Annotated in this window: 25 protein-coding genes; 11 read left to right on the top strand and 14 right to left on the bottom strand. The window is 44.3% G+C overall.

Annotated features, from left to right (window positions below; all coding sequences use genetic code 11):
* Nucleotides 1-56: 56 nt before the first annotated feature.
* The gene (locus tag ACS72_RS11355; RefSeq protein ID WP_004813747.1) at nucleotides 57-755 is read right to left on the bottom strand and encodes a M23 family metallopeptidase; all 699 of its coding nucleotides are present in this window, start codon (nucleotides 753-755) and stop codon (nucleotides 57-59) included.
* A gap of 108 nt (nucleotides 756-863) precedes the next feature.
* Between ACS72_RS11355 and ACS72_RS11350 the strand changes: the two genes are divergently transcribed.
* Entirely contained in the window at nucleotides 864-1,304 is a 441-nt protein-coding gene (locus ACS72_RS11350) for a DciA family protein (protein WP_048882179.1), read from the top strand.
* 98 nt (nucleotides 1,305-1,402) lie between these two features.
* Here the strand turns inward: ACS72_RS11350 and lpxC are convergent, their stop codons facing one another.
* The 7 genes from lpxC to murG form a co-directional block, all read right to left on the bottom strand.
* Nucleotides 1,403-2,305, bottom strand: a complete 903-nt coding sequence (gene lpxC, locus ACS72_RS11345; RefSeq protein WP_048882178.1) for a UDP-3-O-acyl-N-acetylglucosamine deacetylase — start codon at nucleotides 2,303-2,305, stop codon at nucleotides 1,403-1,405.
* Nucleotides 2,306-2,431: 126 nt separating this feature from the next.
* A complete protein-coding gene (gene ftsZ / locus ACS72_RS11340; RefSeq protein ID WP_004813752.1) occupies nucleotides 2,432-3,619 on the bottom strand; it encodes a cell division protein FtsZ in 1,188 nt (395 codons plus the stop codon).
* Nucleotides 3,620-3,779: 160 nt separating this feature from the next.
* On the bottom strand, nucleotides 3,780-5,042 hold the full coding sequence (gene ftsA, locus ACS72_RS11335) for a cell division protein FtsA (RefSeq protein ID WP_048882177.1): 1,263 nt from the start codon (nucleotides 5,040-5,042) through the stop codon (nucleotides 3,780-3,782).
* Between the two features lie 66 nt (nucleotides 5,043-5,108).
* On the bottom strand, nucleotides 5,109-5,963 hold the full coding sequence (locus tag ACS72_RS11330; protein WP_048882176.1) for a cell division protein FtsQ/DivIB: 855 nt from the start codon (nucleotides 5,961-5,963) through the stop codon (nucleotides 5,109-5,111).
* A gap of 3 nt (nucleotides 5,964-5,966) precedes the next feature.
* A complete protein-coding gene (locus ACS72_RS11325) occupies nucleotides 5,967-6,896 on the bottom strand; it encodes a D-alanine--D-alanine ligase (RefSeq protein ID WP_048882175.1) in 930 nt (309 codons plus the stop codon).
* 56 nt (nucleotides 6,897-6,952) lie between these two features.
* Nucleotides 6,953-8,401 (bottom strand): UDP-N-acetylmuramate--L-alanine ligase, encoded by a 1,449-nt coding sequence (murC, locus tag ACS72_RS11320; protein ID WP_048882174.1) that lies wholly within the window; start codon nucleotides 8,399-8,401, stop codon nucleotides 6,953-6,955.
* Nucleotides 8,402-8,413: 12 nt separating this feature from the next.
* A complete protein-coding gene (gene murG / locus ACS72_RS11315) occupies nucleotides 8,414-9,511 on the bottom strand; it encodes an undecaprenyldiphospho-muramoylpentapeptide beta-N-acetylglucosaminyltransferase (RefSeq protein ID WP_048882173.1) in 1,098 nt (365 codons plus the stop codon).
* Between the two features lie 412 nt (nucleotides 9,512-9,923).
* On the opposite strand from murG, the gene ACS72_RS11310 reads away from it, so the two are divergent.
* Nucleotides 9,924-11,123 (top strand): CynX/NimT family MFS transporter, encoded by a 1,200-nt coding sequence (locus tag ACS72_RS11310; RefSeq protein WP_008305763.1) that lies wholly within the window; start codon nucleotides 9,924-9,926, stop codon nucleotides 11,121-11,123.
* A gap of 43 nt (nucleotides 11,124-11,166) precedes the next feature.
* On the opposite strand, the gene gshB is transcribed toward ACS72_RS11310, so the two are convergent.
* Nucleotides 11,167-12,114, bottom strand: coding sequence for a glutathione synthase (gene gshB, locus ACS72_RS11305; protein WP_008305766.1), 948 nt, complete (start codon nucleotides 12,112-12,114; stop codon nucleotides 11,167-11,169).
* A gap of 143 nt (nucleotides 12,115-12,257) precedes the next feature.
* Between gshB and ACS72_RS11300 the strand changes: the two genes are divergently transcribed.
* The 4 genes from ACS72_RS11300 to ACS72_RS11285 all read left to right on the top strand — a co-directional run bounded on the left by ACS72_RS11300 (nucleotide 12,258) and on the right by ACS72_RS11285 (nucleotide 15,747).
* Nucleotides 12,258-12,458 carry a DUF3565 domain-containing protein gene (locus ACS72_RS11300; RefSeq protein ID WP_004281307.1) on the top strand — a complete coding sequence of 67 codons (201 nt, stop codon included), beginning with the start codon at nucleotides 12,258-12,260 and terminating at the stop codon, nucleotides 12,456-12,458.
* Between the two features lie 124 nt (nucleotides 12,459-12,582).
* Entirely contained in the window at nucleotides 12,583-13,005 is a 423-nt protein-coding gene (locus tag ACS72_RS11295) for a hypothetical protein (RefSeq protein ID WP_034592696.1), read from the top strand.
* Nucleotides 13,006-13,046: 41 nt separating this feature from the next.
* On the top strand, nucleotides 13,047-14,813 hold the full coding sequence (locus tag ACS72_RS11290; RefSeq protein WP_008305772.1) for a copper resistance system multicopper oxidase: 1,767 nt from the start codon (nucleotides 13,047-13,049) through the stop codon (nucleotides 14,811-14,813).
* Entirely contained in the window at nucleotides 14,800-15,747 is a 948-nt protein-coding gene (locus tag ACS72_RS11285; protein WP_008305774.1) for a copper resistance protein B, read from the top strand. The genes ACS72_RS11290 and ACS72_RS11285 overlap by 14 nt, the downstream gene beginning before the upstream one ends.
* A gap of 171 nt (nucleotides 15,748-15,918) precedes the next feature.
* Here the strand turns inward: ACS72_RS11285 and ACS72_RS11280 are convergent, their stop codons facing one another.
* Nucleotides 15,919-16,251: a hypothetical protein gene (locus ACS72_RS11280; protein WP_008305775.1), complete on the bottom strand. Its 333-nt coding sequence runs from the start codon at nucleotides 16,249-16,251 to the stop codon at nucleotides 15,919-15,921.
* A 547-nt stretch (nucleotides 16,252-16,798) separates the two neighbouring features.
* On the opposite strand from ACS72_RS11280, the gene ACS72_RS17515 reads away from it, so the two are divergent.
* Nucleotides 16,799-17,008, top strand: coding sequence for a cold-shock protein (locus tag ACS72_RS17515; protein WP_004281299.1), 210 nt, complete (start codon nucleotides 16,799-16,801; stop codon nucleotides 17,006-17,008).
* 464 nt (nucleotides 17,009-17,472) lie between these two features.
* On the opposite strand, the gene pyrE is transcribed toward ACS72_RS17515, so the two are convergent.
* Nucleotides 17,473-18,123, bottom strand: a complete 651-nt coding sequence (gene pyrE / locus ACS72_RS11275; RefSeq protein ID WP_048882172.1) for an orotate phosphoribosyltransferase — start codon at nucleotides 18,121-18,123, stop codon at nucleotides 17,473-17,475.
* Between the two features lie 40 nt (nucleotides 18,124-18,163).
* Here pyrE and ACS72_RS11270 point away from each other — a divergent pair, with 40 nt between their 5' ends.
* Entirely contained in the window at nucleotides 18,164-18,982 is an 819-nt protein-coding gene (locus ACS72_RS11270) for an exodeoxyribonuclease III (protein ID WP_008305777.1), read from the top strand.
* 485 nt (nucleotides 18,983-19,467) lie between these two features.
* The gene (locus ACS72_RS11265; protein WP_008305779.1) at nucleotides 19,468-19,818 is read left to right on the top strand and encodes a Spx/MgsR family RNA polymerase-binding regulatory protein; all 351 of its coding nucleotides are present in this window, start codon (nucleotides 19,468-19,470) and stop codon (nucleotides 19,816-19,818) included.
* Nucleotides 19,819-19,910: 92 nt separating this feature from the next.
* Here ACS72_RS11265 and ACS72_RS11260 read toward each other — a convergent pair whose 3' ends face one another.
* On the bottom strand, nucleotides 19,911-20,348 hold the full coding sequence (locus ACS72_RS11260) for a DUF2147 domain-containing protein (protein WP_004813793.1): 438 nt from the start codon (nucleotides 20,346-20,348) through the stop codon (nucleotides 19,911-19,913).
* A gap of 158 nt (nucleotides 20,349-20,506) precedes the next feature.
* Here ACS72_RS11260 and ACS72_RS11255 point away from each other — a divergent pair, with 158 nt between their 5' ends.
* Both ACS72_RS11255 and ACS72_RS11250 read left to right on the top strand, forming a co-directional pair.
* Nucleotides 20,507-21,418 carry an alpha/beta hydrolase gene (locus ACS72_RS11255; protein WP_008305782.1) on the top strand — a complete coding sequence of 304 codons (912 nt, stop codon included), beginning with the start codon at nucleotides 20,507-20,509 and terminating at the stop codon, nucleotides 21,416-21,418.
* Nucleotides 21,419-21,702: 284 nt separating this feature from the next.
* The gene (locus ACS72_RS11250) at nucleotides 21,703-22,905 is read left to right on the top strand and encodes a GGDEF domain-containing protein (RefSeq protein ID WP_008305784.1); all 1,203 of its coding nucleotides are present in this window, start codon (nucleotides 21,703-21,705) and stop codon (nucleotides 22,903-22,905) included.
* Between the two features lie 42 nt (nucleotides 22,906-22,947).
* Here the strand turns inward: ACS72_RS11250 and dsbD are convergent, their stop codons facing one another.
* Both dsbD and ACS72_RS11240 read right to left on the bottom strand, forming a co-directional pair.
* Nucleotides 22,948-24,771 carry a protein-disulfide reductase DsbD gene (dsbD, locus tag ACS72_RS11245; protein ID WP_048882171.1) on the bottom strand — a complete coding sequence of 608 codons (1,824 nt, stop codon included), beginning with the start codon at nucleotides 24,769-24,771 and terminating at the stop codon, nucleotides 22,948-22,950.
* Between the two features lie 18 nt (nucleotides 24,772-24,789).
* Nucleotides 24,790-25,545 (bottom strand): transporter, encoded by a 756-nt coding sequence (locus ACS72_RS11240; protein ID WP_048882170.1) that lies wholly within the window; start codon nucleotides 25,543-25,545, stop codon nucleotides 24,790-24,792.
* Nucleotides 25,546-25,551 lie beyond the last annotated feature (6 nt).

The following is a 25,551-nucleotide window of genomic DNA, read 5'->3' as shown; positions in this document are numbered from 1 at the left end:
GATGTGCTTTTTCTGTAGGTGTTATGTACAGGATAGCTTAAATGACCTGACAGGCCTTATGGCAGCATGGCAAGATAAGTCGAAGGATTCTTACGCTGACCGTCTTTTACTACTTCATAGTGTAAATGCGGGCCCGTACAGCGACCTGTACATCCTACGTTGGCAATGTGCTCACCTGCTTCTACGCGATCACCCACACGTGCAATCAGACGTGAAGCATGTGCATAACGAGTTAGGTAACCATTACCGTGGTTAATTTCCACGTATTGGCCGTAACCTGTACCCCAACCTGACTTGGTCACAATACCAGGACCCGTCGCATAGATCGGTGTACCGCTTGGTGCAGACATATCCAGACCAGAATGGTTTTCAGCGCGACCATTCATGGTACGACCACCAAAGTCAGAGCTGACACGTTTCAGGTTTGGCAGAGGATGTGCCACTAACCAAGAATATGGAGAAGATGAAAAACTTGAAGAAGATTTAGATGTAGACTTAGAAGCGCCGTATTTTTTCTCAATCGTTGCATTGTTGAGCTCAACTGGCTTCTCACGGAGCTGAACGCTTAATTTGGTTTCAGCAGGGATATAAACATCATCTGATTGTGTATAAGCGCCCTGTGCTAAAGTCCGTGTAAGCTGCTCAAGACGATCGACGGATCCACTTTCCTGATTTAGATCCACTAAATCTGCGAATGCTACAGAAGCAGCTGAACTCGCCAGGGAAAATGCCAACAAAATACGTCGCAAATGCATAAAAAACCTCTCTAAAACTGTTTTAATCGAGTTCCTTGGGTGATCTCTTCCTTGATATCTACCGAAAAGAGCGCATAAGATTAAGGCATAATCATGTAGGAATGATGTATGTCTGAACCTGTCAACGTTTTTCAACAAACAAGAAAACACATAAAAACAGGAAACTTCTCGTTTCTCTCATCACAAGTTGCTGCATGGCAGAAACTTACAAAACTCATTCAACCTTTGTTGCCCAAACCGGAACAGTGGCAGGTTGTCTGCTATCAAAATGGTGTGTTAACGCTTACTGGTGAAAACCAAGCCATGATTTCTCAGTTGGCCTACTTACAGAAGCAATACGTTTCACAACTCTCTCAAATTAGCGAATTAAAGGACTTAACCAAACTACAAGTGTGTTTACGAAATCCATCCAAAACACCTTTGATTACGGAAAAATCCGAAAGAGCCTTAAGCCCAGAAACACAGGATATGCTCCGTAGTGCTGCTGACTTTATAAGCGACCCTAAGCTTAGCCAAGCTTTACTACGTTTGGCAAGCAATAAAAAATAACATACAAATTAAATCATGTTGATTTACAATGTAAATTGCGAGAACCAGTTCTCATTCTATATTGTTATAATATAACATATACACTAAAAGACAATGACTTATGTCACATTCACATAAGGAATTGGACAAGTTTCAATGTCATCAAATGTTACAATTTCATAGCTATCCGGATCACTGCTGACATTACGCAAAAGCTGGTTATTTAAGGCATGGCCTGACTTGTAACCGTCGAATTTAGCGATAATCTGATGACCCATCAGATATAAGTCACCGACAGCGTCCAAAATCTTGTGACGCACAAATTCATCTGAAAAACGTAGCCCTTCTTCATTGACTACCCCAGTTTCATCCACGCCAATTGCGTTTTCCAGACTTGCACCAAGAGCCAGATTATTGGCTTTGAGATAGTCCAGATCTTTCATAAAGCCAAATGTACGCGCTTCACTGACTTCATATACAAAGGTTTCAGTAGAGAAGTCAATGGTGGCAGACTGGTATTCTTTCTTGAAAGCAGGATGGTCAAAGTCGATGGTGAAATTAAGCTGAAAGCCTTCATGCGGGCTAAAAGCCGCACGCTTATCATCAATAAGCGCTTCTACAGGTTTGATGATTTTAATAAATTTCTTTGGTGCCTGCAGTTCCTGAAGTCCACCCTGCATCAGCAGATAGATAAATGGCCCGGCACTACCGTCCATGATGGGCACTTCAGAAGCTGACACTTCAATAATCAGGTTATCGATGCCCAGGCCGGCAATGGCACTCATGACATGCTCAATGGTACCCACTTTGGCATTTTCCTGAACCAGATTCGAGCACATGAAGGCTTCCTCGATCAGCATGGCATTGGCGGGAATGTCCACTGGTGGATTCAGATCGATGCGTCGAAACACAATTCCCCCATCGGCATGGTGTGGCACGAAGTTAATCATGACTTTCTGCCCACTATGAAGACCGATGCCGCTCGCTTTCACGACACGTTTCAGGGTACGCTGTTTCAACATGCTTTTATCATCTGTTCATCAACAAAACCGCTATACGGTAGCATATTTAGCCATTGATAAAAAACAAAAAGGTGGCCCTAAAGCCACCTTTTCTGTTGAAACATCGTAAACACATATTGTTACATATTACTTACGCTGTTGATTTTTAAGATAATCCTGAATACTCATTGGCGTTGGACGTGGGCTTGAAACAGAGGCAGCCGGCGTCGCTGCCGCACCTGCACCAGTTTGTTGACGCTGAATCGCTGGCACATCATCTTCATCTACTGCAGCCGGGGCTGTTGCAGGACGTGACTGCTGTACATTGGTACGTTTCGCAGGCTCAGCAGCATCTGCCGAGTTACGGGTCAGACCTGTTGCGATTACAGTTACGCTAATTTCATCACGCGCATCTGGATCGAATACGGTACCGTAGAAGACTTGACCTTCATCCAGGTCCACGATCTGGTTCACAACATCGGTAATTTCTTCAATTTCACCGAAGGTTACATCATCACCACCAGTCACGTTAATCAGGATGCCTTTGGCATTCATGATAGTGACGTTATCCAGTAATGGGCTGCGAATTGCCTGTTCAGCTGCCTGGCGTGCACGGTTTTCACCACGACCAAGACCTACACCCATCATGGCATAACCACGTGTGCTCATCGCTGTTTTCAGATCGGCGAAGTCAAGGTTGATATGACCTGGACGTACCACAAGATCAAAGATACTGCGTACTGCATTTAACAGAACGTCATCTGCCTTCTTGTAAGCATCTTTCATCGAGATGTCACGGAATACTTTCAGCAGGCGCTGGTTTGGAATGATGATCAGGGAATCAACGTGCTGTTCCAGGGCTTGAATACCCTTCTCAGCGGACTGTAAACGGCGTTTACCTTCAAAGTTGAATGGCGTAGTCACGACACCAACTGTCAAGATGCCCATTTCTTTAGCAATTTCTGCAACCACTGGTGCTGCACCGGTACCTGTACCGCCGCCCATACCAGCAGTCACGAACACCATATCTGTGCCTTCAAGATGCTGGCGGATCAGTTCACGGCTTTCTTCTGCTGCCGCTTGACCGACTTGTGGGTTTGCACCTGCACCTAGACCACGGGTACTTTGTTCGCCGAGCTGAATTTTAAATTCAGCTTCCATGCGATCCAGTGCCTGTTTGTCCGTATTGGCACAGACAAATTTTACACCCTGGATGTCTGATTGCAGCATATGCTGCACAGCATTACCACCCGCACCCCCTACACCAAACACAGTGAAACGGGCTTGACCAATGCTATCGTCTTGATCGTCTTCAAAAAATTCAAATGAGGCCATGACCTATAAAATTCCTAATTTAGTACTGGCAGTCACTAAGCCCGTATACTGCCCTGATCTTAATAAAAAATTGTTTTTAAGAATGCTGCTCCACAACTCAGTTGTCAAGTGCAGGCATTTTTTACTACAACTTCTCAACAATATTCACAATAAATGTCGACTAAAAAATTGACTTCAATGTTTCATTAAAGCCTGACCAGGCACGTTTAACGCGCTGAGTCACCGACAGTCTTTCATTTTCTTCCGATTCTACGATAGTTTCCTGCGCGTCACTCTGGCTGAACATCAGCAGACCTGCAGCTGTAGCGTACTGCGAACGACGCAGCGCTGCCTGATGTGCTTCATCTGCATGTACTGGTGCTGGCGGATTACCCAAATGCGCCGATATACCCAAAGTGCGGCGTACATAGCTGACCATACCTTCAATATGGCTGGCATCACCGGTTAATACCACACCATGATACAAGCCCTGGATGGCACCATTTTTCACTAACTCATCACGTACCAGACCCAGAATTTCACTATAACGCGCAATAATAATCTCAGTCAGTTCAATCCGGCTAATGGTCTGCGGACCATCAATACCTTGGAACTGAATCATATGGTCCGGTTTTACTACTTTCAGATCGACACAACCATATAACAGCTTAATACGTTCAGCTTCTTCAGTGGTAGTCTGTAACACCGCTGCGATATCACGTGTTACATGTTCTCCACCACGCTGAATGGTATGGGTCAATGCCAGACGACCATCCAGATAAACTGCAAGATTTGTGGTTCCGGCACCGATGTCGACCAGACATACGCCATATTCTTTTTCATCTTTCAGCAAGCTGGCTTCAGCAGTGGCCAGACATGATACCACCATGCGCTCTACACCAATATTGGCACCTTTCAGGGCACGGTCAATATTCTGCATGGTGCTAATTGGCAACATCATTAAATGATAATGCCCGGTCATGCTGTGCGCCGACATACGGATCGGATTCAACACCCATTCCGGTGCATCATCCAGCTCAAAACCTAGTGGAACTGCGCTGACCAGATAATGATCTGAGATCTGACGACTGGCTTTAGCCAATTCAAGCGCGCGCACCACCTCACTGGTGGTAATTGTATGTTCCGCATTGTCAACTGAAGTACGGCCTGAAGCATAAAAGCTTTTCAGCTCCGCACTTGGAATTGAAATCCAGGCTGAATGTACACGGCATTCCGCCATGTCTTCCGCTTCTTGAACGGCATTTTTTATTGCGGTAATGACTTTATCGAGACTTACAATTTTCCCTTTATTCATGCCTCGGTTACGAGCAGTCGCCATCCCAATGACCTGGATATTGTCTGGCGCATGTACCTTACCAATCAAAACTGAAACTTTGTGCGTCCCAATGTCAATCGCAACAACTGAGGGAACAGCTTCATTCATTATTCGTTACTACCATTACCTGTGTTTAATTTATGGCTCTAAGCCTCTATTTTTCAAAGCCGAACATTATGGCTTTACTGTAACGCCGTTCTCAACGCCGGTGTCATTATTCGTTACAATAAAATGACCATTTTGTATCTTTGGTGGAGCTGCATTCTTCCACTGAATCGCAAGCCCATTTCTATAGCGCAGATCAATTGAAGAAATTCTAGACCAAACTGGCTTCAAATCGCTATAGGAAAGATGGCTAAGACGTTGCAGCTTGCTCATGGTTTGATCCTGATCCACAATCACGCGTAATCCCGAATCAAACTGCATAAACCATGTCATGCGTTCCGTTAAATATAATTCTTTTAAACGAATGCCATGCGGTGCGAACAGCTGATTAATTTCGTTATAGCGGCGCATCATGGTTTTGGCCTGACTGGCAGGACCATGCAGTAACGGCAACTCCGGATAACTCTGAGGAAGTACTTCCGTGAAAATTTTTCCGCTATCACTGAGCAGACGTCCAGTGCCCCAACGTGCAATCGCATGGTGCGGCATTACCCTTACCCGAATTGCATTCGGCCAGGCACGTGATACCACAACACGATCTACCCAAGACAATTCTAGAGTTTTATCACGGACTGATCTTAAATCCGAGGTAAAATAATTTTCGGTAATAATTGGCGATACATGTTGCAGGATCTGACGTTCTTCTGCCGCCGAACGAGAACCAATCACCTCAAGCTCTGCTACCTGGGCATCGGTCATCACACGATAGAATCCCAGTATTCCTGCAGCCAGTACTACAAACGCCACACACAGCAGTAACCAACCACCTAGATTGGCCATTTTTTCTTTTCGTGTGGGCGGCTTGTCGTGAATTGAGGTAATCGCAGCACGTTTGCGGCGCATGGATGCAGGAAGTTGAGCCATATCTTAGTGAGCCACACCGTTCAGAGTTTGTTCCAGAATCGCCACACATAGCGCTTCAAAACTATAGCCTACTGCTGCTGCCGCTTTTGGCACCAAAGAATGACTGGTCATGCCTGGCACCGTGTTCACTTCAAGTAGCCAAAACTTACCGTCCTGATCCTGCATGGCATCAATACGACCCCAACCGCTAGCACCTACTGCCTGAAAAGCCCGTAAAGCCAAGGCTTGCAGTTCTTTTTCTTCTGTTTCGCTTAGACCGCATGGAATGCCGTACTGTACATCATTACGGTTATATTTGGCTTCATAGTCGTAGAAAGCCACATCTTCTGGTGGTTGCAAACGAATTACCGGAAGTGCCTGACCATTTAACAAGACAATAGTGAATTCACGGCCGGTAATCCATTTCTCTGCCATCACAATGGCATCATGTTCAGTCGCTTTCGCAATGGCAGTGGCAAAGTCTTCGATTTTCTCAACCTTGCTCATACCAATGCTTGAGCCTTCATGCACTGGCTTGATAATCAGTGGCAAGCCCAGTGCTGCAACGATTTCTTCAGCATTCGAATCTTTGGTCACAATACGGTAAGGTGCTGTTGGCAGTTCTGAACCTTGCCAAACCTGCTTGGTTTTAACCTTGTCCATACCAATCGCTGAACCCTGTACGCCTGTACCGGTATAAGGGATATTCAGCCACTCCAGTGCACCTTGAATCTGGCCATCTTCACCACCACGACCATGCAGTACGATGAAAGCACGATCATAAGCTGTTAGTTCCGTGATGCTACGCTCCTGAGGATCGAAGCCTTCTGCGTTCACCCCAGAATGCAGCAATGCCTCAAGCACTGCCGTACCACTGTCTAGCGAAACCTCACGCTCTGCAGATTTACCACCAAGCAATACGGCAACTTTTCCGAATTTTGAAGCATTTGACACGTTTATATCCTTAAACTTTTAAATCTGGTCAATTCTATCTGAGCCACACAAGGCGACTATTTTACATATAGATGATTCTGAGCAAGTTCAATTGAAATTGCACCTACATTACCGGCACCCTGAGTCAGCAGCAGGTCATTTGCTTGTAGCACATTTTTCATGACATTGCTGAGGTTTCCTTCAACCGGATCAACCAGAATCGGCTCTACCTCACCACGCAGACGAATACTGCGCGCCAGAGCACGGCTATCTGCACCAACGATTGGTTTCTCCCCTGCTGAATAAACTTCCAGCAATAACAACTGATCTACCGTGGACAATACATCGACAAAGTCTTCAAAACAGTCACGGGTACGGCTAAAACGGTGCGGCTGGAACATCATTACCAGACGACGGTCTGGATGACTGGCACGTGCCGCCTTGATGGTTGCTTCAACTTCTTTAGGATGGTGACCATAGTCATCCACCAGCTTCACATCACCGCCTTCAAGCTCGAACTGACCTTGCACTTGGAAGCGACGACCAACACCGCTAAAGCTTTCCAAGGCACGGCAAATCGCAGCATCAGAAACGCCTTCATCAGTCGCAATACCAATTGCTGCCAGTGAATTCAGAATATTATGTGCACCCGGCATATTGATCGTAACACGTAGTGGCTCACGATCTTTACGTAATACCGTAAAGTGCGACTGCATGCCATCCTGTTTAATATCAACTGCACGAATGTCATTGTCTTCATTGAAACCATAGGTAATGAGTGGGCGACCGATCCTCGGCATAATTTCGCGTATATTGGCATCATCACCACATACCACGGCTAGGCCGTAGAACGGAAGTTTTTGCAGGAACTGAACAAAAGTATCTTTCAGCACATCAAAGCTGCCGCCATAAGTATCCATATGATCAGCATCGATATTAGTGACAATGGTCGCCATTGGCTGCAGATGCAGGAAAGAGGCATCTGATTCATCTGCTTCTGCCACGATATAACGACTGGCACCCAATGCAGCATTCACACCCGTACGGTTCAGCAAGCCACCGATCACATAGGTTGGATCAAGATTTTCTTCGGCCAACATACAAGTCACCAGACTGGTGGTTGTCGTTTTACCGTGAGTACCTGCTACTGCAATACCGTGACGGTAGCGCATCAATTCACCCAGCATTTCAGCACGGCGAACCACTGGAATACGCTTTTCAATCGCAGTCTTAATTTCCGGATTTTCAGGATCAATTGCGGTTGAAACCACAATGACATTGGCCCCCTGAATATTTTCAGCGGCATGACCGATGTAAACCTTAATTCCATTTTCTTCCAGCTGAGCCGTGGTTTTGGACGCTTTAATATCTGAACCAGAGACTTTATAACCCTGGTTTTTCAATACTTCAGCAATACCACACATGCCAGCACCGCCGATCCCCACAAAATGAATGTGTTTGATACGGCGCATTTCTGGCACTTTGATTAATTTTTTCGCTTGGTCAGCTGGAGTTGATGGAGACATAATTTACTCGGTTTACAATTCTTGAATTAAACGAACCACGTGTTGGGTTGCATCTGGTTGAGCCTGCTGGCGTGCTTTTACAGCCATTTCCATAAGGAACTGGCGATTCAGCATCGGTTCCAGCAGCGCTTTTAGACTGTCTGGGGTCATTGTGGCTTGCGGGCAGATTTTTGCTGCGCCAAGATTCGCCAGGAATCGGGCATTGGCGGTCTGGTGATCATCTACCGCACTTGGTAATGGCACAAAGATTGCGGCCACGCCTGCTGTGGCAATTTCAGTTACGGTTAACGCACCGGCACGGCAGATAATTAAGTCCGCATCGCTATAGGCCTGTGCCATATCTTCAATAAATGGCTGTACTTCAACATTTAAAGTTGCAGGTGCATCAGCATAACGGGCACGCGTCGCATCTGCATGATTTTGACCACACTGATGATAAACATTCAATGGGACATTCAGCTGTTTTAAGGCTTCAGGCACACGTTCATTGAGTGCCTGTGCGCCCAGTGAACCACCGACAATTAAAATACGCAGTGGCTGGCCAGCTTTTTCCCGTTCCTGATAACGCCAGGATGGATTGAAAATTTCAGTAATTTCTTTACGTACCGGATTGCCTGTAGTGACAATTTTATCCTGGGCCGGAAAAGTATTCGGAAATGCCTGACAGACTTTTTTGGCAATACGGGACAACTGGGTATTGGTAAAACCGGCTACAGCATTTTGCTCATGAATAATCACGGGAATGCCCAGCATTCGCGCTGCTAGACCACCTGGACCGGCGACATAGCCACCAAAACCGGCGACAGCATCCACCTTCAGCTGCCTCATATACTTCATGGCGCTAAGAGTGGCTTTTAGAATTTTAAACGGTGCCGCCAATTTACGCACGACGCCATTGCCGCGCACGCCTTGAATATCAATCTGATAAATTGGAATATTATGGTTTTTTAAAAGTCGGTTTTCCATGCCTGCCGGCGTTGCCAACCAAGACACTTTGATCCCCTGCTGTTCTAAGTCTTTTGCAACGGCTAACGCTGGAAATACATGTCCACCGGTACCTGCGGCCATCATCATGACATGTTTAGGCTGTTTTTGCTGAGCATCGGTCACGGTCTAATTCTTCAATTCTAAAATATAAACAGGAGGTGTAATTTAAGTCGTCAATTGTAATCACAATCGCTAAGCCATGAAAGTTTATTTACTTTATTTCAACGAGCGTTTCATTGTTTTTTTTCACACGATTTTAAAGTTTAAACTGTATTTATAATCAGGTCTGCATTTTTATTCAATTTTCAGAAAAAAAACGGATTTTATTAATTGATTTCAATGATTTCTTTTTTATAGATATAAAACAGATTTTATCGCAGGATGAAGCGAAAACATTATTGCACTGATCACTATTTTTCAGACCTAAACTTAGGTCTAAACAGCATGAAATTTATTCTTTTTCTATGTTATTTATATTCTGAATAAATACCATCAATTCTTTAATGAATTGATTTAATAGATAAAGCGATGACAGATGTCAAAAATTTCAGTGCATGACAGCTGGGTGATCCTGGCAGGTTATCTGGCCGCCATTCATGTCGGCAAACTCTCTGCGGTAATTCCAATTTTGCAGCAGGACTTAGGACTCAGTTTTACCCAAGCAGGTTTTTCCCTGTCTCTAGTTCAGGGCGCAGGCACGCTGTTTGCACTCAGTATTGGTGCATTCTCTGAAAAATTTGGTCTAAAACGTTGCCTGATTCTGGCGCTAACGATTCTAGGGTTCAGCAGTATTGCCGGACTCTGGATTCAACATGTCGCTGCATTATATTTTTTTCGTTTTACTGAGGGCATTGGCTTCCTGACCATCTCCCTGTGTGCACCAGCCATTCTGAAAAGGATCAGCCGGCCAGAACATCTGAATTTCAAGATGGGATTGTGGAGTTCCTATATGGGTGTAGGGGTGAGTCTAGCCGTTCTGTGTATTCCGATATTGCTGGAATGGCTGCAATGGCAGACTATCTGGGTTTTACTCGGTGGATTGTGTCTGTTGATTGCCTTAATGGTACATCGTTATCTGCATCTTGAACCGCAAGTACCTACCTCTGAAACAGCATCATCATCGGCTACAAGTTCTTCTTTCTGGGAAATTGTTCGGGTCACCCTTACTCATCCACCAATTTTATGTCTGGCGGTAATTTTTGCCTGTTATACCAGTCAGTGGCTGACTGTAATCGGCTTTTTACCGAGTATGTATGTCGCGAATCAGATTGATTTAAAAACTGCAGGTATGTTGACTTCACTGGTCGTGGTTTCCAATCTGGGCGGTACCTTTGGTGCCGGTATGCTGTTGCAACGTGGCTGGCAGCCGAAAACCCTGCTCTGGAGTGGTTTTATCAGTATGATGCTGACCAGCTTTCTGGCCTTTGCTGCTCGTTCCTGGTTGATGCTGGAATTACAGGTACTGAGTGCTGTATTGTTTTCACTGATTGGCGGAATTATTCCGACGACTGTTTTTGCGATTACCCTGAAATACGCACCTCAGGCCAATGTCGCGGCAGCCAGTGTCGGTCTTGTTCTTCAAGTTTCGGCATTTGCACAGTTTTTTGTCCCGCCACTGAGTGCATCACTGGTTTCTGCGACTGGACAATGGGCCAATATTGCACTGGTTACTGTCTGCCTTTCGGTACTCGGTCTGATGATGAGCAGCTATCTGTTCCGACGGCATGGTAAATAAAAAGAGCCTCAATAGAGGCTCTTTTTATTTATGACTGCAAAGCTTAGGCCTGCTTGACCCCTGCTTCCAGCACATCAAACAGGTCATCCGCAATCGAAGTCCCAAACTGGGTATCAATTTCACGGATACAGGTTGGGCTGGTTACGTTAATTTCAGTGACATAGTTACCAATCACATCCAGGCCCACGAAGACCAGACCTTTTTCACGTAAAAATGGGCCAACTTTTGCAGCAATGGCTTTATCATTTTCAGTTAAAGGACGCGCTTCCCCCAGACCACCTGCTGCCAGGTTGCCACGCACTTCACCATTTTGGGGAATACGTGCCAGACAGTAAGGTATTGGTTCACCATTCACCATCAAAATACGTTTATCGCCTTCAACAATTTCTGGAATATAACGCTGTGCCATGATGGGCTGAGTCCCATTATTGGTCAGGATTTCGATAGTCGAACCGATATTTACTCCGTCCTGATACAGACGAAAAATCCCCATTCCCCCCATGCCATCTAAGGGTTTAACAATGACATCACCATGATCTTTAATGAATTCACGTATCAGGCTTTGTTGTGAAGTCACTAAAGTTGGTACTTGCAGTTCCGGGAACTGGGTAGCAAACAGCTTTTCATTACAGTCACGCAGGCTTTGTGGCTTATTGATAATCCATGCCCCTTCGCGCTCTGCCTGTTCCAGAATATAAGTGGTATAGACAAAGTTCATATCAAAAGGCGGATCTTTACGCATCAAGACAACGTCATAAGCAGCGATCGACTCTTTGCGTTTTTCGCCGAGTTCATAATAATGGTCGTAGTCTTCAAATACCTGTAACGGCGCGATCAGACCAAAGGCCTTGCCCTGATCGATATATAAATCTTGCTGCAATGCATAACCGAGTTCATGCCCGCGACGTGCTGCTGCCCACAGCATGGCCATGGTCGAGTCTTTCTTCAGGTTTACATTTTCAATGGGATCCATCACAACAAGTACGCGCATGTGTCTCTGCTCTTTTTCAAAAAATGACTTGGCAAGGAGTATAGCTTGTGTCGATTCTTTTGTTTATGGTGATTTTGCATGACTTATTTTATATAGGTTTTTAGATAAGTACTGAGGCAGATTGAACTCATAGGAGGTTTGCCATGCAACAGGCCATTATCGGTTTTCATCTGGATGAAGAACAGCATTGGGTTGCAGAACTGGCCTGCGGACATGGCCAGCATGTGCGGCATACCCCGCCATGGCAAAATCGCCCATGGGTGATGACCGAGCAAGGGCGCAAAGAAAAACTCGGGATGCTGCTGGACTGTAAAAAATGTGAAAAGTGCGAAACTGAAACCTGAACCTATGAAAAAAGTAGTATGTAGGTGACCTAAAAAATAATCTTGTCCAGAATTTGCTAATTTGAGTTACTGCATTTATGCTTTTATTACTCAAACATGCAGCGCATTTTTTCAGGGTGTACTTTTGCTCATACGGCTCGTCAAACAGATCTGGTTGGTGATGCTTGTGGTTTTTGCCATAGGCTGGAGCAGTGTGTCTGTCGCATCTGCAAATACCATGCATCTGGTTATGCCGTCTGAAAAAACGAATCCTCATTGTCTGGAAATGACAAAACCCTCTGCTTCTCACTCGCTGCATAAGACTGATCATCATCAAGATCAGGAACTGATTCAGCCGGACTGTGTCAGTGACAGCACCCAGCAGTCATCAGATTGTCTGGATTGTGGCACTATGGCCTGCCAGAACCTGGTCACCAGCCTGCCCATTACAACGCCCGAGTTAAGCGTGCCTGATCAAGGTTATCCGGAAAAAACCCTCCTCCCTGCTTACCATGCCCAGCACCTTGCCGGTTACTGGCAAGAAATCCTGCGCCCACCCAAAGCTTGATCCTGAATTTTTAAATTTTTTTATTCATTAAGGATTAAGTTATGTTGCTTAAAATCAGTCAAAGCCTGTGTCTGGGCTTCGGTCTCATCTCGTCGTCTGCCTTGTTTGCAGCCGTAAAAGAATATCATCTGGTCATTGATGAAAGCCCGATCAATCTCACCGGAAAGACGGTCAAGCGTATCACTGTAAACGGAAAATTCCCTGCACCCTTGCTGGAATTTGAAGAAGGTGATGATGCAGTCATTCATGTACAAAACAACCTGAACAATCAGGATACCTCGCTGCACTGGCATGGCCTCCTCCTGCCCGGGCTGATGGATGGTGTCCCCGGATTTAACGGTTTTCAGGGGATCAAACCGAAACAGTCTTTTACTTATCGCTTCAAGGTTCGTCAAAACGGCACCTATTGGTATCACGCACATTCCAAAGGTCAGGAACAGGACGGCCTCTATGGCGCATTGGTGATTCGCCCCAAAGCACAGACATTACTACCTCCACATGAACAAACCGAGCGGGATTATGTGGTGATGCTGTCGGATTTTCACGAACAGGGCAGCCAGCAGATTCAGAACAATTTAAAAAAATCGGCCGAATATTATCAGAACCAGCGCGAAACCGTTGGCGATGTATTTAAGCAGGTAAAACGTGACGGCCTCAAGGCCACCTGGTCAGATCGCAAGATGTGGAATCAGATGCGTATGCTGAAAACCGACCTGTCTGATGTTACCGGTTATACCTTTCTGGTCAATGGAAAAACGCCGCAACAAAACTGGAGTGGCCATTTCCAGCCCAATGAAAAAGTCCGCCTGCGTTTCATCAATGCCTCAGCCATGTCGTTTTTCGATGTGCGTATTCCCCAGCTGAAAATGACCGTGGTCAGTGCCGATGGACAACCGGTGCAGCCGGTCAATGTAGATGAATTCCGTATCGGAACCGCTGAAACCTATGATGTGATTGTGGAACCCACTGCAGCGCATTACCAGATTGAAGCGGAATCGATCGACCGCTCAGGCTTTGCCATTGGCAGTCTGCATCAGGCAACTGATTCAAGTAAAGCCCCGGCTCCGGTTCAATTACCAACACCGCGCCCTCGTGCCTTATTGACCATGGAAGATATGGGACATGGCGAACAACATGACATGTCACATGACACACACAGCAGTCAGACCATGCAGACTGCCACAAGTGAACATGATCAACATGCCCAGCACGACATGCATGCAAGTCATAATGCCATGTCCGGAACCAATCAGCCTCATCAGCCGGTTGAGGGCTGGGCCAATATGTCTACGCCTGCAGGGCACAAAGCCTTGCAATATCAAGACCTCAAAGCCCTGACACCACAACCTGATACCCGCGCAGCAGAACGTGAACTGGTGATTCGTCTGGGTGGAACCATGGAGCGCTACATCTGGACCATGAATGGTAAAAAATTCAGTGATGCCGAGCCACTTCAGGTGAAATATGGCGAGCGGATCCGGCTGAAATTTATCAATGACAGCATGATGGCCCATCCGATGCATTTGCATGGCATGTTTATGCAGCTGGAAAATGGTCAGTCTGCTGCAAATATGCCAAATAAACATACCGTGATTGTGCCGCCCGGGAAAACGGTCACGACCTTGCTCACAGCAGACGAACTGGGAGAATGGGCGATTCACTGCCATCTGCTCTATCACATGAGTGCCGGCATGATGAACAAGCTGATTGTGGCACAGGTTGATGAAGATCAAGCATCTCACCCTTCTTCACAAAAAATGCCGTCAAAGCCAGCAGCTGCTCAAGGAGAAAGCCATGCACATCACTAATCTTTTGGTAAAGTCAGTGCTCAGCAGTGCGCTTACCCTAAGCAGTCTGAGTATTTTTGCGGCAGCTTCTAGCGAGCATACGGGTCATAATGAACATCAGCATCATAGCGGATATCATGCCATGCAAAACATGGCTGATGACCACGCACAGCATACTGAAACAGCAGATGCCGTTTCTCATCAACCGCCACCAAAGTTATTGCATCAACAGCAGGCGCTGAACACACCACAAAATTCAGTCAGTTCTGCCAGCGAACATGATCATCGTAAAGAACATGGCGCACAGATTTATAGCCAGATTATTCTGGACCAGAAATGGCAGCATAGTTCAGAGGGAAATGGAGCATTCAAGTCCAAGAACCAGGCCAGAGTCGGCACGGATGAAAATAAAATTTTCCTCAAGCTAGAAGCCGACAAACATGAATCCCGTCAGGCCGAATATGATGCCAAAGTGTTGTATAGCCGAAATATTTCTGATTTCTGGGATGTGCAGACCGGGGTGCGCTATCGACAGGAAAATTTAGCCGAGCCTTCTATAAACCAGCAGAACGAGCGCTTCGATGCAGTATTTGGCCTGCATGGCCTGGCCCCCTACTTTTTCGAAACGGATGCTCATGTCTATATCGGTGAAGATGACTTTGTCGGATTAAAACTGGAAACAGAGCGTGACCTGTTACTGACTCAGAAACTGATTATGCAACCCTTTGTCGAACTGGATGTCATCCTGAATGATCAGGCAGCTAATGCGAAAAAAACCGGTCTTAGTCATGCGACCTTGGGCCTGGAAACACGCTATGAACTGAGCAAAAAGCTCATGCCTTATCTGGAAGTCGGTTATGAATATAGTAAAGGCAACCAACAGACAGCCTGGCAGCAAAGTTCAGATTCAGAAAAAGGCTGGATCTATGGTGCAGGTCTAAGAATAATGTTCTAAATTTTTGATACAGAAAATTATGCAGCTACGGGATATGAAGCTCCATTCATGTCCCGTAGCGCTATGACACTATATATTTGGCTGAGGAAGATTTTTTAATCCTATGAACTGTACATGCAATGCTTTTCTGCACTTTCCCGCTCATTAAGACACTTGTTATTTTGCGAAAAACTAGTCTTCATCGCCTTGATTTCTACTGTTACTTTTAGCCACCAAAGTGCCTAACATAATGATGAAGGTACTCACGCCGCCAATTAACAGGCTCATCAGCCCCATTTCCAACATAAAATTACTATCGCCAGTCTCAGAGGCACCCCATAGAAATTGAAGACGATCGCCAAAAATAAAATTGATCACACATACAATCAGAAATCCAATCAAGGTGGCAATCAGTAAAGTGACCACCAAGTTCTTCCACATTTTACATCCGACGAACAGGATGATCATGGCCAGTCCAACCATGGTGATGATGGATATAAGTAACACACTGTTCCAGTAATCCATGAGACTCACTCGTATTTGGTTTTAAATTAAAATTAAGAAATTCTTATAGTTAATTTTTCCAATTGAATTTTAATATAGGTGGATTTTTATACATGAGCAATGACGATAACTATCTTAAAGCTACAAATGTTAATTTACCCAAAGTTATAAAATACACTGACTTAGTAAAATCTTGCTGAGTACTGAACGATTCTGATTAACATAAAGTAACGTAAACACAACGTGTATTTATTGTTTAGCTTCGTTAAAGCTCAAATACAACTGATAAAGTTCAAGCAAACCAGCTTGAAATTCTTTAAAAAAGAAGAATTGAGCCACTTTTATAAGAAAAATAAATAATAAATATAAAAAAATTGAATATTTTCTGATTTAGGCTATGCTGTCTTTAACTAGAAAAAAAGCGTTGTTTAGTTAAGCTTCTTTAAGTGCCGCAGTATTATTTATAATCCTCAGTTTTTTCAGATCTTTATTTCAATTCTTGTTGTTTTTCCAAGTTATCCATAGTCATTTCTATGACTAAAATTATTAAAATTTAACAGGTTATATTATATCTACTACAGTTACCGGTACAGTAAAATGGTTTAACGAAACTAAAGGTTTTGGTTTTATTCAACAAGAATCAGGTCCTGACGTTTTTGCACACTTTAAAGAAATCAGCAGTTCTGGTTTCAAAACTTTGTTTGAAGGTCAACGCGTTTCTTTTAGCGTGGTTGATGGTCAAAAAGGTCCAAATGCGATCAATATCGTTGCGCTATAATTTAGCCCAGCAATAAAAAAAAGTACCTTTAGGTGCTTTTTTTAGCACTGAAGATTTATAATTTTGGTGAAAGATTTTCTGCTTCTCTGTTTAGCTCATCAACAGTGAATTTTTAAGAATCATGTTTCTAAATCATTGCTGTTCTAAGCGTTGCTCTATAAAGAAATAGAAATGAAAAACCCCTGGTATCCTGCTAGGGGTTTTCCGTATGGATTCGCTTGGTATAACTCCTGTCGTACCTTACTTTCCTTGTATTTATCTATTGTTATTCTTGTGCGGAACGTCCTGTTCCTGTTAAAGCTATCATAGGAAATTTCCACCATTCAAAACAGCTGCAAAATGCTGGAATTAATGTAAGCCAATGCTTACAAAAATAGACAGAGATAATAAATTTCAAATACTTAGAAAATCGAGTATCTATAAAAAAAGGAAGCACAAGCTTCCTCTTCTATGCCAATCTAGGCTTAGATTCCGTATTTAACACGGTAATCTTCCATTTTTGCTAACGCTTCTTTGTCACCTTTAGTATCCAAGTAATCCATTAAGTCTTTCATGGTAATCAGTGCATGCACCGGAATTTCCAGTTCTTTTTGTACTTCCTGAATCGCAGAAAGCTCACCCTGACCTTTTTCCTGACGGTCTAATGCGACCAGCACACCCGCGATTTGCGCACCGGCATTTTTCAGAATAGTGACCACTTCACGAATTGCAGTACCTGCTGTAATCACATCATCAATGATCCAGACTTTTTTACCTTCTACAGCAGCACCAACAAGTACACCACCTTCGCCATGATCTTTGGCTTCTTTGCGGTTAAAGCCCCAAGGCACACTCACGCCATGATTTTGCGACAATGCAACTGCGGTTGCCGCCACAAAAGGAATGCCTTTATAGGCAGGACCAAAGATCAATTCAACATTGTCACATTCAGTCAGTTTTGCTGCATAGCCAGATGCCAGGCCAGTCAACGCTTCGCCATCATTCAGCAAACCTGCGTTGAAAAAATAAGGACTCACACGACCTGATTTTAAAGTAAACTCACCAAATTTAAGCACACCGCGTGATAATGCGAGTTCGATAAAAGCTTGCGAGTTAAACTGAGCTGGCGTTGACATGAGGTGCTCCTAAATCCATTAATTAAGGTAAGACTTGCGCATGATACCAAAGAGTAGCTATCCAGGTGATCAAAAAATTCTTCGTGTCGTTTCAATTAATGTCAACGGCTTACGTTCATCTGTCACCAAAGGTCTATTGGAATGGATAGAACAGTCTGATGCCGACGTGATTTGCATGCAGGAAAGCCGGATCACGCATGCGCAGTGGACGGACAAATTCAAGCCTGAAGGCTGGTACACGCACCTGTTTCCTGCCGAGCGTCCGGGTTATGCCGGTACGGCCATTTATAGCCGTCTGCCTTTTGTATCTTTAACTGATGGCCTGGGTTTTGAACTGGCCGATTCACAAGGCCGTTTTATTGCTGCCGAATTTGACTTAGGTTTAGATAAAACTGCACATATCTGTTCGCTGTATCTGCCATCCGGTTCATCGGGTGATGAAGCACAGGCACGTAAAGATCATTTCTTGGATGAATATAAAAAGATCCTGAAACAATGGCGCGATGAAAATAAATCGGTGATTGTCTGCGGTGACTACAATATCGTGCATAAACGCATCGACATTAAAAATTGGTCAGGTAACCAGAAAGCCTCGGGTTGCTTGCCACATGAACGCGCCTGGCTGGATCACATCTATGATGATCTGGGCTATGTCGACACTTTCCGTGAAGTACGCAAAGAAGCTGAGCTATACTCATGGTGGTCGAATCGCGGCCAGGCCCGTGCCAAAAACGTAGGCTGGCGAATTGATTATCAAGCCTGTTCACCCGACTGGAAAGAGCGTACCGTAAATGCCTGGGTGTATAAGGATGAATGGTTTAGTGACCATGCTCCAGTAATTATTGACTACAAACTTTAATCCAATAGATAAATTCAGTGAACAATTGTTCACTGAGTTGGTGTTAATCACTTACATAACAAGACGTATTAACAGCTATTTTTAGGGCTAAATACAGAGCATTATATTTACACGGCACAAGGACATGTCAGGATGACAACAAAAGGACAGGAAGCCGTAGGAAGAAATAAAACAGACTACAAGATTTAGCTTGTTTTGCATGGATGTGACATCGGACGTTGAGATGAGACCCGCATAATCAGGATGATTAGATGCGGGTTTTCTCATTTTAGCGCCTCTATAACATTATCAGCTTCTCATTTCTTTTTATTCTGCGTCCTTATCTTTATCACTATTTTGCACAAATCAGATGTCAATTTCATGACATTCCTGTATCTGCTATGTATCTATTTTTATCTCATTTTTTACTTGAGTTTTGTTTCCTACTCATGGTTGTAATCATTAAAGTTCGCTAAGCTACAGTAAAATTTAGATGGGTGATGATCATGTTGAAGATCTATGGAATTAAAAACTGTAATTCAATGAAGAAAGCATTTGATCTGCTAGGTGAACTGGGTTTGAGCTATGAGTTTCATGACTATAAAAAACAGGGAATCGATGCTGAAACTTTAAAGACCTGGCTGGATACATTGGGTCAGGAAGTTGTGCTGAATAAAAAAGGTACCACCTGGCGCAAACTCAGTGAAGAAGAGCAGCAAACCGCTTTGGCAAATGAAGAAAATCTGCTTGTTGCCTTAATGACTCATACCAGTCTGATTAAACGTCCAATTCTGGCAACTGGTTCAGGTTTGATCGCGGGTTTTGATGAAACTGCCTATCGTGCGTTGAATAATTAAAGCGAACTGATAATAAAGTTCAATATAGCAACCGATTTATAGCCATAAAAAAGCCTGACAATCGTCAGGCTTTAACAGTCTCAGACTCAGAATCAGTTCGCACGAATCCAGGTCTGGTTACGGCCCAGCGCAGCTACACCAATAAAGCCACGTAGTTGCAGCTTCTTGCCACCATCAGCCAAGTTACCTTTTAGCTTATAAGTCTTACCTGATTGTGGATCAAGAATCGAACCACTTTCATAGTTGGTACCGCCAACATTTTTCAGACCTTTAACAATGGTCAGGCCTTTCAGAGATTTGTTGTGATATGGACCTTCACATTTTGTGCAGGCATTTTCTTCACCTTTGGTCAAAACCTTCTGAATGCTGGCACTTAACGTCCCATTGCTTTGTTCAGTAAATTTTACAATCGCCTTTGGCTGATTGGTTTTGTCATCAATTGTTTTCCAGACTGTTCCGTTTAAAGGATCTGCGGCATTCGCCAATGCACTTAAACCCAGTAGTCCTAACATAAGCGCGATTTTTTTCATTTTTGTTTCTTTCCCTAAGTCTGTGAGTAGACCGTTGTAGTATTAATTAAGTCACAACAATTTTTCAATTTCTGGATGTGACTATCTAGTGTAACCTTGTAAATATTGTTGGTAAATAACATACCAGACCAATGAAAACATAAAAAGATGGAAAGAAAATGAAGATTAGTCCCCTTACGAAACAGTTAATTACAGAAACGATTTTAAAGACTTCCATCCGTAAACCCAGCCAGTTTAATCTCCCGCCTGCTGCGCTTAGAAAAGCCCTTGAACAGTTCTGCAAACTTTTTCCTGTAGACAAAAATGTTGAAATACGATCCTTAAAACTGGCAGGCCTGAATGCAGAAGAAATCAAGCCTCAACAAGAAGCTACCCAGCTGATTTTCCATATTCATGGGGGTGCTTTTTATTTGGGTTCAATGAAGACCCATCGTGCTTTTATGAGCCAGATTGCTGCCCGTACCCAAATGCAGGTGCTGCATGTAGATTATCCACTTGCTCCTGAAGCACCTTATCCAGCCGCACTGGATGCCGTTTTCAATGTGTATATGCAACTGTTAGATCAAGGCGTGCAAGCCAAAGATATCATTCTCTCTGGAGATTCTTGTGGGGCAAATCTGGCATTGGCGCTAGCCCTGAAAATTCAGAAACTGGAACTTCCGCAGCCCAGTGGTTTGATCCTGCTTTCTCCCTTTGTTGATCTGACCCTGACCAGTGAATCCTTGCGCTACAATCAGGTACATGATGCCCTGTTATCCATTGAAACATTAGAAAATGGCATTCAATACTATGTACCTTCGTCGATTGAGCATGGCAATCCTGAAGTATCACCTTATTTTGCTGACTTAACTGGTCTGCCACCCATGCATATTCAGGTCGGTTCCAAGGAAATTCTACTGGATGATGCGCAGCGTCTCCGTGATAAGGCCCTCGCAGCAGGGGTTGAAGTAGAGTTCAAGCTATATACAGGTATGTGGCACAATTTTCAGATGTTTAGCGCCTGGTTTGATGAAGCCCGACAATCTCTGGCTGATTTGGCCGACTTCGCACACCGTCTGGATCAGGACTAAATGCCCAGCTTTTATATTTTTCAATTTTCAGGATGGTGCGGGAAAATTTTCTATTTGGTAAATATTTAAAAAGCCAGACACATCACTGTGACCTACCCCATCCTGTAATCTTTTTGCATGTTACAACGATCTAAATTTCAAACTTTACTAAAATGACCCAGCTGTACAAAATATAACCATTCTCTTTCGCAGTATATTCATGTTATCTTAAGCCCAAGAAATAAAACATTTTATTTATTACGATATTTATAATTTAGAATGGTCATTATAGGATACAGCCTTGTATGAAGCGTATCTCGCCTGCTCTGCAAGCTATTTTCAAGTATAAAATTACCAAGTATCTGGTTGAAGAAGAAGTGGTGATGAATTGGGGGATACTGAAAAAATGTATCCTCATGCTTGTACTTGGCTGTGGTATCCATCTCAGCTGGATGCTTTGGGATATCTTTGTTTTACTCAGTCCTGAATATTGGCAATATGTGGATATAAGCGTGGCAAAAATGCAGATTATCCTCAATAGCCTGTTTTTACTGATTCTGCTTTGCCTGATTTATCCCTGTTATAAATTTCGAAATAACACCCGCGTCGAACGTTATCTGCCCTATATCTCAGTCGGCATCTTTGTGGTTTCCCTTTGCCGTGATGCCTATATTGTTGGTGTCGTCAGTCCAGTGGCCATGATTGCCTATGTGAGCCTGATTACAGTAGGGCTGGTCCTGTTTTCTCGAACGCTGGTATATAGCATGCTGATTCCAGCTTCAATTTTTCTCAGTATTTGCGGTTATTTGAGCTATACCGGCCAGCTTACTTATTCACCACTTTTTACCATTCCAGGCAAACTGTTCTATAACGGTTTCTGGCTGGTATCCATGTTGTATTTTATTCTACCTATTCTGGCTATCTGTATGATGCTGTTTGAAATCCTGCTCAGCCAGTGGCGACACCGTGAAAAACTGATTCAGCACCTAAGCCAGATTGACCCATTAACCAATCTGTTTAACCGACGTAGTATCAATCAATGTCTGGATAAACTGAATAGCGTGAAACTGGAAAGTTATGCATTAGTTTTGTTAGATCTGGATCATTTCAAGAGAATTAATGATTACTATGGGCATCATAAAGGTGATGAAACCCTGATCCGGGTCAGTGAGGTGCTCACCTTGCTGCTACGTGAAAGTGATGTGGTTGGCCGTTTTGGTGGTGAAGAATTTATTTTGATCCTGAAAAATTCCAATCTGGAAAAGGCGCGTCAGGTTGCAGAACGTTGCCGTGCTGCAATTCAGCAACTGGAAATTTATAGTGATGATGGTCAGCGCATTCATGTCACTGCAAGTTTTGGTATTGCATTATCTAGTCCAGAACTTCGCCCACAACAGTTATTGAGTCAGGCAGATAAAGCCCTGTATCAAGCCAAAGCGAGTGGTCGTAATCTGGTTAAAGCTTATAACACTACACTTGATGGCGGGATGCAACTGCATCATTCGTGATTTAATTGACTTTTCCATAATTGCACAGTACATGAAATTATTTTATTGCGCTTGAACAAAACGTTCTATTTGTTCTAATAATTCAGCTTCAGTAAAAGCCCCAGTCAAACGCAAGCCACGAATTTCCTGTTGCTGATCATTCAAGAATAGGTATGTAGGTGGACCTAGAATTTCCCACTGATTTAACAGTGCTTGATGCGTTACATCATAATGACTGAGATCCAGTTTGATCAGAAAATACGGTGCCAAAGCCTGCTGTACCTGAGCTGATTTTAGCACCCGGTGTTCGATGGGCTGACAGGCCACACACCAGTCGGCATAGACATCGACAATAACTCGCTGCCCTTTTGGTACTGTAGCCAGTAACTGCTCAAAATCGGTAGCAGTCGCTGCGACATGCCAAGTCGCTTGTTGCTGAGAAGTTTCAACAAAAAAGCGCTGACTGTGCTGATACTGACTATAAATAATATACGGCACTGCCATTGCTAGGCAGATAATATACAACCATCGCAGTCCGCTATTTTTCCAGAACAGCCGTGCCAATATGTAGGCCACAAAGCTTAAGCCCAACCCAAGAGAGAGCCACTGTAGTGCTGCTTCTGAAATCAGGGGGCGAATAAAATACAATGCCAGCGCCAGCATGATAAAAGCAAACAGAACCTTGACCTGATTCATCCAATGTCCCGCTCTAGGCAATATACGCGAACCGAGAACACTGGCGAGTAGTAAAGGGGTTCCCATACCAAAGCCTAAGGTAAATAGAAGCAAAGCACCCTGCCACTGACTTTGGGTTTGAGAAATAAACAGTAATGCCCCTGCCAGCGGTGCTGTCATACAGGGACCCACCAACAGTGCTGACACCATGCCCATCATACTGGCACTGACCAGAGTCCCGCCCTGTTGCATGGCTTGAACCTGATCCAGTCGATGTACCAAACGCTGTGGCAACTTGATTTCAAACAGACCAAACAGGTTGAGGGCAAAAGCCACAAATAATAAGCTAAAGGCAATTAAAGTAGCGGGCTGCTGTAGCCAGCGCTGGAAATTCAGTCCGGCAGAAGAAGCAATCAAGCCTAGTACTGCATAGACCAGAGCCATACTGGTGACAAAGCACAAGGCAACCATCCAGGCCTGCATTCCGCGTCGATCCCGCACAATCAGTGAGGTCAAGATCGGTAACATTGGCAAGGAACAAGGCGTGAAAGCCAGCAGCATACCTAAGCCAAAAAACAGCAACAGGCCATAGCCTAATGAACTTTCTGCCAGTTGTTCAGACCATTTCTGGTCTTTGGCAGCAAAGCTGGAGCCATCCTTATTATCTAATGTACTCACCTCGACAGATTCAGAACTATTATTCAGAATAGTATTTTTCTGGTCTGATGAATTACTCAGATCAAGTAACCGTTTAGAACCGCCTTCTGTAGGCTGATACTGTACCAAGCCGGATAGATCAGTCTTAAATTCAACCGTTTGTGGCGGATAGCAGAGCCGATCTTTGGCACAACCTTGCCAGGTCACCTGATAGGTTTGCAAGGCTTGTGTCGGAATATTGAACTGTAATTGTTGATAGTAAACCTGAGTCTGACCGTAATTATCATCATGCAGGTCTTCAGCAGGTGGCAAATCCAGTTGCAGTATTTGGCCACCCTGCTGAACTTCCACCATATGCTGATAGATATAATAGTTGTCTGGAATTTCCCAGCTGAGTTCCGCCTGCTGCGGACTGCTGGAAACCACCGTAAATGGAAAAGCCTGATCAGGCGACAATAAAGGTGCTTGCGCCTGTACTGCACAACTTAGCAGCAGGCTCCCGAACAGGATTCGGCAGCCAGATCTACTCCAGGCTTTCAGTTTTTCGGCATCCATGACGACTGGTCAAAACTCCTAGAACAGGAAGGCTACGCCCAGACCTGAGGTATAACTCTTATCAGTACCATTCAGATCCACGCCCACGCTGGCATCCAGCTGAACACGATCATTCAGGGCATACATTACGCCTGTACCCAGCCCATATTCATAATCTTGGCTTTCAGCCTTACGATAGACAAATTCCGAGAAGCCTGACCATTTGTCAGTAATTTTATATTCCAGTGTCGGTACGGCCTGGATGGCCCACTGATCATCCTGCCATTCATAGCGCATGGTAATTGAAGTATTGACCAGATCATTATATTGATAAGCCACAGCTGAACTTAAACTATAAATATCTTCTTCATTACTAAAGCCTGGATTACCTGTCGCAATCAGTGCTTCAGCCAGTAAGGCCATTGAAAGTCGCTCATCATCCAGATCAATAGCTTTCTTCAGACCAATACTGACATCACCGAGACCATCATCTTCTGATTTAATACCATCTATTTTACTTTTAGACCAAGATGGACCCTGCCAGCCCAGTTGTAATTCCAGGCTGTCACTTAAACCGGTACGCAACAACATATCAGCATTGAGTGTGGTGCTATAGTCATTGCCTGATTCAACATAGCTGGCAGAAGGCAGGCCCTGTTCCCAGGCTAACTGCCCTACTGGTATCGTCGTCGTGCTAAACCCCGTGCCTGGACGGTCGAAAGCAAAATCTGCAGCAAATACCTGCGCGCTCACACTTGCCAGTGCCACAAAACCCAATGTCTTTAATGTTGTCATAGATTG

The sequence above is a fragment of the Acinetobacter sp. VT 511 genome, from assembly GCF_001077515.1.
Classification (GTDB): Bacteria; Pseudomonadota; Gammaproteobacteria; order Pseudomonadales; family Moraxellaceae; genus Acinetobacter; species Acinetobacter schindleri.
This window is presented reverse-complemented; position numbering and strand designations above follow the sequence as displayed.

Bases quoted from the DNA above. Each gene is read 5' to 3' on its own strand.
- lpxC (WP_048882178.1), bottom strand. From the start codon at position 2,305: ATGTTGAAACAGCGTACCCTGAAACGTGTCGTGAAAGCGAGCGGCATC.
- ACS72_RS11350 (WP_048882179.1), top strand. From the start codon at position 864: ATGTCTGAACCTGTCAACGTTTTTCAACAAACAAGAAAACACATAAAA.
- pyrE (WP_048882172.1), bottom strand. From the start codon at position 18,123: ATGTCAACGCCAGCTCAGTTTAACTCGCAAGCTTTTATCGAACTCGCA.
- ACS72_RS11240 (WP_048882170.1), bottom strand. From the start codon at position 25,545: ATGACAACATTAAAGACATTGGGTTTTGTGGCACTGGCAAGTGTGAGC.
- ACS72_RS11255 (WP_008305782.1), top strand. From the start codon at position 20,507: ATGAAGATTAGTCCCCTTACGAAACAGTTAATTACAGAAACGATTTTA.
- murC (WP_048882174.1), bottom strand. From the start codon at position 8,401: ATGTCTCCATCAACTCCAGCTGACCAAGCGAAAAAATTAATCAAAGTG.
- ACS72_RS11260 (WP_004813793.1), bottom strand. From the start codon at position 20,348: ATGAAAAAAATCGCGCTTATGTTAGGACTACTGGGTTTAAGTGCATTG.
- ACS72_RS11280 (WP_008305775.1), bottom strand. From the start codon at position 16,251: ATGGATTACTGGAACAGTGTGTTACTTATATCCATCATCACCATGGTT.
- ACS72_RS11285 (WP_008305774.1), top strand. From the start codon at position 14,800: ATGCACATCACTAATCTTTTGGTAAAGTCAGTGCTCAGCAGTGCGCTT.
- gshB (WP_008305766.1), bottom strand. From the start codon at position 12,114: ATGCGCGTACTTGTTGTGATGGATCCCATTGAAAATGTAAACCTGAAG.
- ftsA (WP_048882177.1), bottom strand. From the start codon at position 5,042: ATGAATGAAGCTGTTCCCTCAGTTGTTGCGATTGACATTGGGACGCAC.
- dsbD (WP_048882171.1), bottom strand. From the start codon at position 24,771: ATGGATGCCGAAAAACTGAAAGCCTGGAGTAGATCTGGCTGCCGAATC.
- ACS72_RS11355 (WP_004813747.1), bottom strand. From the start codon at position 755: ATGCATTTGCGACGTATTTTGTTGGCATTTTCCCTGGCGAGTTCAGCT.
- ACS72_RS11310 (WP_008305763.1), top strand. From the start codon at position 9,924: ATGTCAAAAATTTCAGTGCATGACAGCTGGGTGATCCTGGCAGGTTAT.
- ACS72_RS11330 (WP_048882176.1), bottom strand. From the start codon at position 5,963: ATGGCTCAACTTCCTGCATCCATGCGCCGCAAACGTGCTGCGATTACC.
- ACS72_RS11265 (WP_008305779.1), top strand. From the start codon at position 19,468: ATGTTGAAGATCTATGGAATTAAAAACTGTAATTCAATGAAGAAAGCA.
- ACS72_RS11290 (WP_008305772.1), top strand. From the start codon at position 13,047: ATGTTGCTTAAAATCAGTCAAAGCCTGTGTCTGGGCTTCGGTCTCATC.
- ftsZ (WP_004813752.1), bottom strand. From the start codon at position 3,619: ATGGCCTCATTTGAATTTTTTGAAGACGATCAAGACGATAGCATTGGT.
- ACS72_RS11270 (WP_008305777.1), top strand. From the start codon at position 18,164: ATGATACCAAAGAGTAGCTATCCAGGTGATCAAAAAATTCTTCGTGTC.
- ACS72_RS11300 (WP_004281307.1), top strand. From the start codon at position 12,258: ATGCAACAGGCCATTATCGGTTTTCATCTGGATGAAGAACAGCATTGG.
- ACS72_RS11250 (WP_008305784.1), top strand. From the start codon at position 21,703: ATGAAGCGTATCTCGCCTGCTCTGCAAGCTATTTTCAAGTATAAAATT.